Source organism: Kitasatospora sp. NPDC057512 (assembly GCF_042802135.1).
Lineage (GTDB): Bacteria > Actinomycetota > Actinomycetes > Streptomycetales > Streptomycetaceae > Kitasatospora.
The window spans coordinates 1-11151 of the sequence record NZ_JBHVET010000229.1 but is presented as its reverse complement, the minus strand read 5'-3'; the positions used below and the strand labels follow the sequence as shown (position 1 = coordinate 11151).

Below are 11151 nucleotides of genomic sequence, written 5' to 3'. Positions count from 1 at the left end.
GCCTGCGGGCGCGCGCCGGGGAAAGCGTCAACCGCGGACATCGTCAACCCCGGAAATCGTCAACCGCGGAAGACGTCAACCACGGAAAGCGCCGACCGGGGGGCGCGTCAGCCGGTGCGTCGGCGCCGGATGCGCTGGTTGGCCACGCCGAGCGCCATGACGACCGGCACGGACAGGACGAGCCACAGCGCGGTACCGGCCTCGCCGCCGATCAGGGTGGTGAAGTTGGCCAGGATGAGCCAGATGGCACCGGCGATGCCGAGCGCGCCCAGCACGGGGGCGATCACGGTGTTCCACAGCCTGGTGTCAACCCGCCGGCGGCGGAAGTACACCACGACGGACACCGAGGTGAGCAGGTAGAGCAGCATCATCGCCAGGACGGCGAGTCCGCTGAACCAGGAGAAGAGGGTGAGCACCGGGTCCTTGCCGGCCAGCGCGAAGGGCACGACCAGCAGGACGGCGACGGCGGTCTGCACCCGGCCCGCGGCCGCCGGGGCGTGCCGCCGGTTCAGCCGACACAGCGGTGCGGGCAGCTGCCGGTCCCGGCCGAGGCAGAACAGGTACCGGCTGGCGGAGTTGTGGAAGGTCAGGACGCCGGCGAACAGCGAGGTGGCGAGCAGGACGGGCAGGACGCCGCCGATCCAGCCGCCGAACAGGTCGGCCACGGGGGCGAAGACGAACCCGGCGGAGTCCCCGGCGGCCACCGCCTCGGCGGCCGCCGCGGGGGCCTTGGAAGCGCCGTACGCCGAGATCAGCATCCACGAGGTGAGGGCGAAGAAGACGGTGACCACGGTCACCGAGAGGTAGGTCGCCCTCGGTACGGTCTTCCTGGGCTCCTTCGCCTCCTCGCCGTAGATGGCGGTGGCCTCGAAGCCGAACATCGACGCCAGGGCGAACATCACGGCGACGCCCGGCGCGCCCTGGAGGGCCGCCGACGGGGAGAAGCTCTCGGCTACCCCGAGCCCTTCCGGCCCGCCGCCCTTGACCAGGGTGACCACGCCGAAGACCAGCAGGATGCTGAACTCGGCGAGGACGAACGCGGCCAGCACCCGGGCGCCCATCTCGATGCCCAGGGCCCCGAGGGCCTGCACCACGGCCATGGTGACCAGGGTGTAGACCCACCACGGGAGGTGGAGCGGGGTGTGGTCGGAGACCAGCCCGCTGACGATCGAGCCGTACAGGCCGTACATCGCCGCCTGGATGACGCAGTAGGCGAACAGGGCGACGCTCGCGCTGCCCGCGCCGGCGGCCCGGCCGAGGCCGGTGCCGATGTACGTGTAGAAGGCTCCGGCGTCCACGACGTGCCGGCCCATGGCGATGAACCCGACGGAGAAGAGCAGGATCACCGCCCCGGCCACCAGGTAGGCCGCGGGGGTGCCGGAGCCGTTGCCGAGGGCGACCGAGATCGGGGCGGCGCCGGCGATGCCCGTCAGCGGGGCCTGGCCGGAGAGGACGAAGAAGAGGATGCCCAGGACACCCAGGGCGTTGGGTTTGAGCGTGGCCGCGGTGGGGGCGTCCCGCTCGGTCCGTTCGGAGGACGTCGTCCGACTGTCCACACGGATCACCTGCCAGGTCGAAGTGGGGGAAGGTCCGGGAAGGTCCGGGAAGGTCCGGAGAGGTCGTTTCAGGTCAAACGAGTTGCCTCATCGTGGGGCGCTGCCATCCGTTTGACAAGGGGTCGGGACGCGGGAAAAAAGGGGGGTGGTACGGCGCGACGTCAGCGCCCGTCGGGCTCCTCGGCCAGCCCGGCCAGCAGACCCCTGAGCTCCGCCAGCGCCTCCTCGGTGGCCTCCCGCTCACCGAAGACCAGCTGGTGCAGCACCAGGCCCTCCAACGCGGCGAAGACCAGCCGGGACATGCCGCGGCTCACCGGGCCGGGCAGGATCCGGCCCAACTCGCTCCGGCTGGCCTCGAAGTACTCCTCGTAGAGGCCGCGCAGGTGCGGCAGCAGCTCGGGCCGGCGGCGGGCCTCCAGCAGCAGCTCGTACTGGAAGGCCTGCACCTCGGGACCGGACTCGACCATGTCCGCGAGACCGGTGGCGAAGTCGGCCGCGGGGCCCGTGCCGACGCCGAGCGCGCTGACGCTCAGCGAGGAGCGGATGGCGTGGGTCAGCGCCTCCTCGATCAGCGCGTCCCGCGAACCGAAGTAGTGCACGACGAGCCCGTGGGTGACACCGGCCTCCTGGGCGACGGCCCGGTAGGTGAGCTTGCGCAGACCGCCCCGGGCCACCACGCGCACGGCGGCGTCCAGCAGGGCCGTCCGTCCCGTCCCGTAGTTCGTCACGCGCTTGCGGGGGCCGCGCTCGACGGTGGTGGGCTTGACGGGATCGGTCATGTGATCGACCCTACCGGCGCGCACCGGTCAGCGCTTCGGCGGCCGGATGCCGCGGAACTCCCAGTCCCCGCCCAGGGCGGTGGACAGCACCTCCTCCGACTCCGTGGGCTGCGCGCCCACGTCGGTGCGCACCGGGGTCGGCCCGGCGACGATGCGGTTGGCGAGCCGGCCGAGGCCCTCCACCTCGACCTCGACGAGGTCCCCGGGCGCCACCGGCCGGGAGTTGGCCGGGGTGCCGGACAGCAGCACGTCGCCGGGGTACAGGGTGATGGTGCGGGCGATGTCGGCGACGAGGTAGTGCATGTCCCAGGTCATCTCGTCGGTGGAGCCGTCCTGGACGACCTCGCCGTTGACGTAGGTCCGCAGCCGCTTGCCGTGGAAGTCCCAGTCGGTGACCAGCCCGGGGCCGAGCGGGCACAGGGTGTCGGAGCCCTTGACCCGGAGCATGGAGCCGGCGTCGGTGTCCCGGAAGTCGTGCAGGCCGTAGTCGTTGGCCACGGTGTACCCGGCGATGTACTCCCCCGCCTCGGCCGGGGAGACGTTGCGCGCCGTGCGGCCGATGACGATGGCGACCTCGCCCTCGTAGTTGAGCCACTTGCAGCCCTCGGGGCGGACGACCGCGCCCCGGTGGGAGTTGAGCGCCGAGGTCGGCTTGTGGAAGTAGGTGGGGCTGTCGGGCAGGCCGATCCGGAACTCCTCCACCCGGCTGCGGTGGTTGAGGTGGACGGCGATCACCTTGGAGGGGACGACGGGCGGCAGGTGGTGGGCGTCCTCGGCCGCGACGCGCCGGCCGTCGCCGGCCACCAGGTCGTCGCCCTCGCGCACGGTCTGGACGGCGGCGCCGTCGAGCAGGATGCGGCGGTACTCGGGCATGGCGGGGCCTTTCTAGCGGAGGCTGTGGGGGTTGCGGGGGCCGCGCTCGACGGTGGCGGACGGGCCGGTGCCCGTCCAGCCGCCCCGCGGACGGTCGAACCAGAGGTGGGCCTGGCCGGTGCCGATCGAGTTCTCGTACTCCCCGTACTGGCGCGCCGTCGCGGTGCAGGCCCGCTCGCCGAGGGCGCCGGCCATCATCAGGTAGTGGGCGAACCCGGCCTCGGGCCGGTGGCGCCGGAACTCGTCCATGGTGTCGAGGACCCGGTCGTGGCGGCCCTCCTTGAACCAGGCGATCCGCTCCCGGTCGGCCGCCCGGGCCTCGGGGGTGAAGATGTGCGCCGGGTCGCCGGACTCGTGGTCGCGCAGCTCTCGCAGCGGCCAGAAGGTGTGGGACAGCGCCCCGGAGGCGATCAGCAGCACCCGCCGGCCCGGGGTGGCGGCGATGCCGTCGGCCAGGGCGCGGCCCAGCCGCAGGTGGTCCTCCGCATCGCCGGTCTGGCAGACGCCGATGGTCACCCAGCGCTTGTCCGGCAGGCCCTCGCCGAGGAACTTCCACAGGTTGACGGTGGCGTAGTAGATCGGCAGGTACGCGTCGTCGATCGGGGTGATCCAGGTGCCGTGCCGGTCGGCGAACGAGGCGACGGCGCGGGCGAGTTCGGGGTCGCCGGGGAAGTCGTACGGCATCCGGCACATGCCGCGCGGCAGCTCCTCGGAGGTGAACAGCCCGGCCCGGCGCGGCTGGGCGGTGACCACGAACTCGACGGTGGTCGCCCAGTGGGAGTCCAGGACGACGACGGTGTCGTAGTCCGCGCGCTCGAAGACCTCCCGGCGCAGTTGCCGCAGGCCGGTGACGAGGGTGATCTCCCGGCCCTCGTTCAGCCGGAGCCTGGTCTCCTCGGGCAGCACGATGGTGGGGACGTGGGCGAGCAGGCCGGCCCCGACGATCTCACCCATGGCCGTTCCACCCCTTCGGCGAGGTGACGGTGTTCTTGACGTCGCAGTAGAAGTCGAAGCTCCAGGTGCCGCCCTCGCGGCCGACGCCCGAGTGGCGGGAGCCGCCGAACGGGGCCTGGAGGTCCCGGACGAAGAAGCAGTTGACCCAGACGGTGCCCGCCACCAGCCGCGCGGTGACCCGCCGGGCGCGCTCCGGGTCGCCGGTGGCCACGGTGGCCGCCAGGCCGAAGCGGGTGTCGTTGGCCAGCCGGACGGCCTCCTCCTCGGTGCCGAAGGCCTGGAGGGTCAGGACGGGGCCGAAGACCTCCTCCTGGACGATCTCCGCGTCCTGGGCGACGTCGGTGAGCAGGGTCGGCGCGTAGTACCGGCCGTCCCGGGGGTGGCCGCCGATCACGGCGCGGGCACCGGCCTTCAGCGCCCGCCGCACGAAGCCGTCGATCTTCTCCAGCTGGCGGGGGTGGACGGTGGGGCCGATGTCGGTCGCCTCGTCGCGCGGGTCGCCCTGCACGAGGCGTGCGGCCCGCTCGACGAAGCGCCGGGTGAACTCCTCGGCGACCGTCTCCTCGACGAGGAGGCGGGTGGCGGCCAGGCAGACCTGGCCGGCGTTGTCGTACTGCTCCACCGCGAGGTCGACGGCGAGGTCCAGGTCGGCGTCGGCGAAGACCAGCAGCGGGGACTTGCCGCCCAGTTCGAGACTGAGCGGGGTGAGGTTGACGGCGGCCGACGCGGCGATCCGCCGGGCGGTCGGCACGGATCCGGTGAAGCTGATCCGGCGCACGTCCGGGTGCGAGGTGAGGGCGTCGCCGATCTCGGAGCCGTACCCCTGCACCACGTTGAGGACGCCGGCCGGCAGCCCCGCCTCGGCGGTGACCTCGGCGAGCAGCGAGGCCGTCAGCGGCGACCACTCGGCGGGCTTGAGGACGACCGTGTTCCCGGCCGCGAGGGCCGGGGCGACCTTCCAGGTGGCCAGCATCAGCGGCGCGTTCCACGGGGTGATCAGCACGCAGGGGCCGGCCGGGTCCCAGCTGACGTGGTTGGTGTGGCCGCGGGTGTCGAAGTCCTCGTGGCCGAGCCGCAGCAGCCAGTCGGCGAAGAAGCGGAAGTTGTGCGCGACCCGGGGCATGACGCCGCGGCGGTGCGAGCGCAGCAGGGCGCCGTTGTCGGCCGTCTCCACGACGGCCAGCTCCTCCAGCCGGCGCTCCACGCCGTCGGCGACGGCGTGCAGCAGGCGAGCCCGCTCCTCGCGCGGGGTGGCCGCCCAGCCGGGGAAGGCGGCCTTGGCGGCGGCGACGGCGGCGGCGGCCTCCGCCGCGGTGCCCCGGGCGATCTCGCCGAGGACGGCGCCGTCGACGGGCGAGACGTCGGTGAAGGTGCCGGCGGAGGCGACGCGTTCGCCGCCGATCCAGTGCCGGGTGTCGACGGCGACCCCGGCGACGGTGGTGGTGTGTTCGCTCATGTCCTGGGCTTCCTCATGTCCTGGGCTTCCTCGTGTCTCCGGGTTCCTCGTGGGCGGTGTGGCGGGGGGGGGTCACTCGGCGCCGGAGGTTCCGGACTCCAGCAGCCGCCCGCCGTCCCACACCACGCCGACCTGCCGGTAGTAGGCGGCGATCGGCTCGCGGACCTCCAGCCGGGCCAGCTCCTCGGTGGGCGCCTCGAACAGCTCCAGCTCGGCGTCGCCCACCCAGGGCTGTCCGGCCTCGAAGGCGGCGGCACCGGACTCGACCAGCTCGTCCAGGGCGAGGCCCTTGCCCTTCTCGATGGAGGGCAGCCAGCGGTGGTGGAGCATCGGGTGGCCGTTGACGAAGCCGTTGCCCTCCGCCGGCTCGCGCAGCGTGACGACGGCCTGGGCCAGGCGCCGGTCCGCGGCGGCGAGGGTCGCGCCGAACCGGGCACCGGCCTCGATCCGCGGGGCGGGCCCGTACGGGTGCGGCCGGGTCTGGTGGATGGAGCCGAGCTTCTTCGGGTAGCCCTGGTGCAGCCCCCGGGCGATCGCGAAGTCCTTGTCGACCCAGATGTGCGCGCAGCGGCTGTACGTCCGTCCCCGGTACGCGCAGCGGACGACGGCGAACGCCTCCTTGTACTGGGCGCGCACCGGGTCGAGCAGCTCCCGCCCGGAGGCGGAGCAGGACTGCCAGTCGGCCCAGATCAGCGCGACGGCGCCCGGGTCCTCGTCGGCGAGCTCCAGCGGCTCGGGCAGCAGTTCGCGCACCCGGGCCGGGTCGGTGCGGTACTCGACGGTGAGCAGGTCGCCGGAGTAGCGCCACGGCGGCGGGGGGATCAGCGACGAGTCGCCGGTCGCCGTCTTGGGGTGGAAGTATCCACGGACACTGGCCACTTGGGGTTCCTTACGCGGTGGGAGCGGGGTGTGGGAGGTCGAGCCGCGCCACGGCGGGTTGCCGCAGCAGCTCGGCGCGGTAGCGGGCGGCGGCCGCCGCGGCGCCCCGCCCACCCAGGGCGACGACGCCGACCAGGCGGCCGGCCCGGTGGTAGCCGACCAGGACGTCCCCGTCGGGGTCCCCGTCGAGGGAGCCGCTCAGGACGCGCGCGTCGTCCCGGCCGAGGCCGGGGGCGCCGAAGGACTGCAGCCGGAAGTCGTGCTGGTCGCTCCAGAAGGTCGGCAGCGGGGCGAACGGCGCGAGACCGTGGTCGGCGCCGGTGAGGTGGGCGGCGAGCACCCTGGCGGCGTGCTTGGCCGTGTCGGTGGGGATGGACCAGTGCTCGACGCGGCGCGGGACGCTGTCGTACCGGGCGTTGGGGAAGCGGGCGACGTCACCGACGGCGACCACCTCCGGCCGCCCGCCGGCCCGCAGGTGCTCGTCCGTGCGCACGCCGTCGGAGAGGTCCAGGCCGTTGCCGTCGAGCCATTCGGTGTTGGCCACCGAGCCGACCGACTCCACCACCACGTCCGCGGCCAGCACCCGGCCGTCCGCCAGCGCCACCCCGGTGACCCGGTCCTCGCCCCGGAAGCCGGTCACCCCGGTGCCGAGGGCGAAGCGGACGCCCCGCCGCCGGTGGCGGCCGAGCAGCGAGGCGGCGAGCAGCTCGCCCAGCGGGCCGACCATGGGCAGCGGCTGCGGGTCGACCACGGTGACCTCGGCGGCGCCGAGCGCGACGGCGGTGGCGGCCACCTCGCAGCCGATGAAGCCGGCCCCCACCACGACCACCCGCGCGCCCGGCCGGGTCAGCGCCTCGCGCAGCCCCCGGGCGTCGGCCAGCGTACGGACGGTGTGCCGTCCGGCGGCGGGGCCGGGGCAGCGCAGTCGCCGGGCGCGCATGCCGGTGGCCACGACCAGGGCGCGGTAGGGCAGGATCTCGCCGCCGTCGAGTTCGACGGTCCGGCGGTCGAGGTCGGCCCGGACGACCGCGGTGCCCAGGCGCCAGTGCACGTCGGAGACGCCGGCCCGGGGCCGGAGGGCGAGCGAGTCGAAGGAGGCCGTGCCCGCCAGGACCTCCTTGGACAGCGGGGGCCGGTTGTACGGCATGTGGGGCTCGTCCCCGACGAGGGTGATCGGCCCGTCCCAGCCCGCGGCGCGCAGCTGTTCGGCGGCGCGCAGCCCGGCCATGGAGGCGCCGGCCACAACGACGGGTGCGCCGGCCCCGGCGGACGGTGTGCCCGCCTCGGCGGACGGTGCGCCGGCCCCGGCGGTGGGTGCGGTCACGGCTCAGTCCTCGATCCGGATGGCCTGGAGCGGGCAGACGTCGGCGGCCTCCTCGACGTCGGCGCGCAGGCCCTCGTCGGGGTGGGCGACGTACGCGAGGTGTCCGTCCTCGTCGAAGCGGAAGACGTCGGGGGCGGCGAAGACGCACTGGCCGTGGTCCTGGCACTTGTTCATGTCGACGACGACCTTCATGGCCGGTCCTCCTGGTGGTGGGGGAGCGTCGCGGAAAAGGGAGGGAACGGGGGGATCGCGGGGGGCGTGGGCCGCACGGGCCGGATCACGGCCGAGGGGGCGGCGGACGCCGGAGGCAGGGGGGCGATGGCCGCCGAGGAAGGCGGTGACGAGCGACCGCCAAAACGTTTGATGTCAAATAACATAGGAAGCAGCCGGCCTCTGGTCAAGAGCTATCCGGATGGATAAATTTCTGGGGCAGACCCCTTGCGGGAGAGCGACCGGCGTCCCTACCGTTTGCCACCAGCGAGCGAGCGTGTCCTGCCCCACCCCGCAGCCCGAAGCCGCCGCGCCCCCTCCCCCACTCCGCCACTGCCGTGCGCCCTGGCCCTCCCGACGCCGTGAACGCGGGGAGGCGCCCCACTTCCCCCAGAGGAGACACCGGTGAGCGCATCCGACATCCCGCCCGTCCGCCACCACCTGGAGCGGCTGGCCGCCCAGGGCATCGACGTGGTCCGGGTGACCTATCCCGACCTCATCGGCACCGAACGGGCCCGGGACGTCCTGCTGGACCACCTGCCCTCGGCCTGCGAGCACGGCCTGGCCTTCTGCCGCGCCGTCTACCACACCAGCCCCCAGGGCGACGTGGTCCCCGTCCCCGGCGGCCTGGACGCCGGCCTGCCCGACATCTGCGTGCGCCCCGACCTCGACACCCTGGCCGCCCTGCCCTGGGAGCCCGGAGTCGCCAGCTGCCTCGGCGACGTCACCGACCCGGCCACCGGACGGCCCGCCCCGGAGTCCCCCCGCGACCTGCTGCGCACGGTCGTCGACCGGTGCCGGGAGCACGGCCTGCACCCGGTCGTGGGGCCGGAGTTGGAGTACTTCCTGTGCGACGCCGCGCCCGGGACGCCGCAGGGCTGGCGCCGCTACAGCGAGGCCGCCGGCGTGGTCTACACGGCGGGGCTGCGCGCGGACGCCGACAACCACCTGCTGCGCACCCTGCGCCTGCTGCGCGACCTCGGCATCGGCATCACCAACGGCAACCACGAGTTCGACGGCTCCCAGTTCGAGATCAACCTCAACCACTCCGACGCCATGGCGGCCGCCGACCGCGCCTTCCGCTTCAAGTCCGCGGTCAAGGAACTCGCCCGCAAGGAAGGCCGGTTGGCCACCTTCATGGCCAAGCCCTTCCAGGGCGCCGGCGGCTCCGGCTTCCACCTCCACCTGTCCTGCGTGGACGGCGCGGGCGGCAACGTCTTCGCGGACCCGGCCGCGCCGTACGGGCTGAGCGCGACCGCGCGCCACGCGGTGGCCGGCGTCCTCGCCCACGCCCCGGCGCTCGCGGCGCTGGCCAACCCGACGGTCAACTCCTACAAGCGCTTCGGCCCCGACACCCTCGCCCCCTGGCTGATCGACTGGGGGCTGGACAACCGCAGCGCCATGGTCCGGATCCCGCCGGAGCGCGGCTCCGGCAGCCGCTTCGAACTGCGGCTGGGGGACGCGAGCGCCAACCCCTACCTGCTGATCGCGGGGACGGTCGCGGCGGCGCTGCTGGGCGTCCTGGCCGGCGAGGAGCCCGCCGCCCCGCTGGAGGGCTACGGCTACGACCGCGCCAGGTCCGCGCTCCTGCCGACGTCCCTGCCCGAGGCGCTCGACGCCCTGGAGGCGGACCAGGCCCTGACCGGGGTGCTCGGCCGGGACTTCGTCGACGCCTACCTCTCGTACAAGCGCGACGAGGTCGCCCGCTTCCAACGGCACGTCACCGACTGGGAGTTCACCGAGTACGCGTACCACCTGTGAGACCGAGGAGACCAACCGTGACCACCGTGCCGTCCACGCCGCCCGCCTCCGGCGCCATCGACGAACCCCTGCCCCTCGACCAGGTGGACCTGGCCGACCTCGACAACTTCACCGACGGCGTCACCCCGTGGCGGATGTTCCACACCCTGCGCCACCGGGACCCGGTCCACTGGCAGCCGGAGGAGGCGCCCAACTCCGGTTTCTGGGCGGTCACCCGGCACGCCGACATCGCCCGCGTCGACCGGGACGCCGAGACCTTCACCTCGACGAGGTTCGTGAACCTGGAGGAGGTCGACGACGACCAGATCAAGAAGCGCGCCTCCATCCTGGAGCTGGACGGGGTCCGCCACCGCGCCCTGCGCAGCGTCCTCCAGCGCCAGTTCGGCGCGGGCGTCATCAACAGCTACGCCGACTTCCTGCGCGGCCTGACCGCCACCACGCTGGACGCCGCCCTGGCCAAGGGCCGCTTCGACTTCGTCAAGGAGGTCTCCGCCGACTTCCCGATCAACGTCCTCGCCCGCCTCCTGGACGTGCCCCCGGAGGACAACCAGCAGCTCATCGACTGGGGCAACCGGATCATCGGCAACACCGACCCCGACTACGCCGACGTCCTGCTGCACAGCGCGGAGAGCGAGAAGTACCGCGACCTGCCGTTCCGTTCGCCCGCCTCGCTGGAGGTCTTCGCCTACGGCCGCGAACTCGCCCGGCAGCGGCGCGGCGGCGCCGGCACCGACCTGGTCTCCAGGCTGGTCAACGAGACCCCCCGCGACGGGGTCCCGCTCTCGCCGCAGGACTTCGACAACTACTTCCTGCTGCTCGTCGTCGCCGGCAACGAGACCACCCGGCACACCATCAGCCACTCCATGCTGGCCCTCCTCCAGCACCCCGAGCAGCTCGCCCGCCTCCAGGAGGACCCGTCCCTCATCCCCGGCGCGGTGGAGGAGTTCCTGCGCTGGGCCTCCCCCGTCTACCACTTCCGCCGCACGGCCACCCGCGACGTCGAACTCGGCGGCAGGCGGATCAGGGAGGGCGAGAAGGTCGTCATGTGGTTCGCCTCCGGCAACCGCGACGAGGAGGTCTTCGGCAACCCCTACGACTTCGACGTGACCCGCCGCGACAACGACCACGTCACCTTCGGCAAGGGCAGCCCCCACCTGTGCCTGGGCAACCTGCTCGCGCGCACCGAGATCCGCATCATGTTCGAGGAGCTGATCCCCCGGCTGGCGGGCGTCGAACTCACCGGGGACGTCCCGCGGGTGCGCTCCAACTTCGTGAACGGCATCAAGCGGCTCCCGGTCGAGGTCACCCTCGCCTGACCCCACCGCACGATGTCGGACGGGCCGCCGCCGTTCCGGGAAC

At 73.5% G+C, this 11151-nt stretch carries 10 protein-coding genes; 2 read left to right on the top strand and 8 right to left on the bottom strand.

Annotation, left to right across the window (positions count from 1 at the left end; translation table 11 throughout):
* Positions 1-107 precede the first annotated feature (107 nt).
* The 8 genes from ACFU6K_RS17190 to ACFU6K_RS17155 form a co-directional block, all read right to left on the bottom strand.
* Positions 108-1556, bottom strand: coding sequence for an APC family permease (locus tag ACFU6K_RS17190; RefSeq protein WP_380663828.1), 1449 nt, complete (start codon positions 1554-1556; stop codon positions 108-110).
* 161 nt (positions 1557-1717) lie between these two features.
* Positions 1718-2335, bottom strand: coding sequence for a TetR/AcrR family transcriptional regulator (locus tag ACFU6K_RS17185; protein ID WP_380663827.1), 618 nt, complete (start codon positions 2333-2335; stop codon positions 1718-1720).
* Positions 2336-2362: 27 nt separating this feature from the next.
* The gene (locus ACFU6K_RS17180; protein ID WP_074005209.1) at positions 2363-3208 is read right to left on the bottom strand and encodes a fumarylacetoacetate hydrolase family protein; all 846 of its coding nucleotides are present in this window, start codon (positions 3206-3208) and stop codon (positions 2363-2365) included.
* 12 nt (positions 3209-3220) lie between these two features.
* Positions 3221-4162 carry a 3,4-dihydroxyphenylacetate 2,3-dioxygenase gene (locus ACFU6K_RS17175; protein ID WP_380663825.1) on the bottom strand — a complete coding sequence of 314 codons (942 nt, stop codon included), beginning with the start codon at positions 4160-4162 and terminating at the stop codon, positions 3221-3223.
* Positions 4155-5618, bottom strand: a complete 1464-nt coding sequence (locus ACFU6K_RS17170) for an aldehyde dehydrogenase (protein ID WP_380663823.1) — start codon at positions 5616-5618, stop codon at positions 4155-4157. The genes ACFU6K_RS17175 and ACFU6K_RS17170 overlap by 8 nt, the downstream gene beginning before the upstream one ends.
* A 72-nt stretch (positions 5619-5690) precedes the next feature.
* The gene (locus tag ACFU6K_RS17165) at positions 5691-6497 is read right to left on the bottom strand and encodes an acetoacetate decarboxylase family protein (RefSeq protein WP_380663821.1); all 807 of its coding nucleotides are present in this window, start codon (positions 6495-6497) and stop codon (positions 5691-5693) included.
* 10 nt (positions 6498-6507) lie between these two features.
* Complete coding sequence (locus ACFU6K_RS17160) at positions 6508-7740, bottom strand: NAD(P)/FAD-dependent oxidoreductase (RefSeq protein WP_380663831.1); 1233 nt, start codon at positions 7738-7740, stop codon at positions 6508-6510.
* A gap of 84 nt (positions 7741-7824) precedes the next feature.
* Complete coding sequence (locus ACFU6K_RS17155; protein WP_049656520.1) at positions 7825-8013, bottom strand: ferredoxin; 189 nt, start codon at positions 8011-8013, stop codon at positions 7825-7827.
* Between the two features lie 423 nt (positions 8014-8436).
* Here ACFU6K_RS17155 and ACFU6K_RS17150 point away from each other — a divergent pair, with 423 nt between their 5' ends.
* Together ACFU6K_RS17150 and ACFU6K_RS17145 are read left to right on the top strand one after the other, a co-directional pair.
* Positions 8437-9792, top strand: a complete 1356-nt coding sequence (locus ACFU6K_RS17150) for a glutamine synthetase family protein (RefSeq protein WP_380663819.1) — start codon at positions 8437-8439, stop codon at positions 9790-9792.
* 26 nt (positions 9793-9818) lie between these two features.
* Entirely contained in the window at positions 9819-11108 is a 1290-nt protein-coding gene (locus tag ACFU6K_RS17145) for a cytochrome P450 (protein WP_380663830.1), read from the top strand.
* The last annotated feature ends 43 nt before the right edge of the window (positions 11109-11151 follow it).

Coding starts and splice junctions, on each gene's coding strand:
- ACFU6K_RS17185 (WP_380663827.1), bottom strand. CDS start 2,335: ATGACCGATCCCGTCAAGCCCACCACCGTCGAGCGCGGCCCCCGCAAG.
- ACFU6K_RS17175 (WP_380663825.1), bottom strand. CDS start 4,162: ATGGGTGAGATCGTCGGGGCCGGCCTGCTCGCCCACGTCCCCACCATC.
- ACFU6K_RS17155 (WP_049656520.1), bottom strand. CDS start 8,013: ATGAAGGTCGTCGTCGACATGAACAAGTGCCAGGACCACGGCCAGTGC.
- ACFU6K_RS17180 (WP_074005209.1), bottom strand. CDS start 3,208: ATGCCCGAGTACCGCCGCATCCTGCTCGACGGCGCCGCCGTCCAGACC.
- ACFU6K_RS17170 (WP_380663823.1), bottom strand. CDS start 5,618: ATGAGCGAACACACCACCACCGTCGCCGGGGTCGCCGTCGACACCCGG.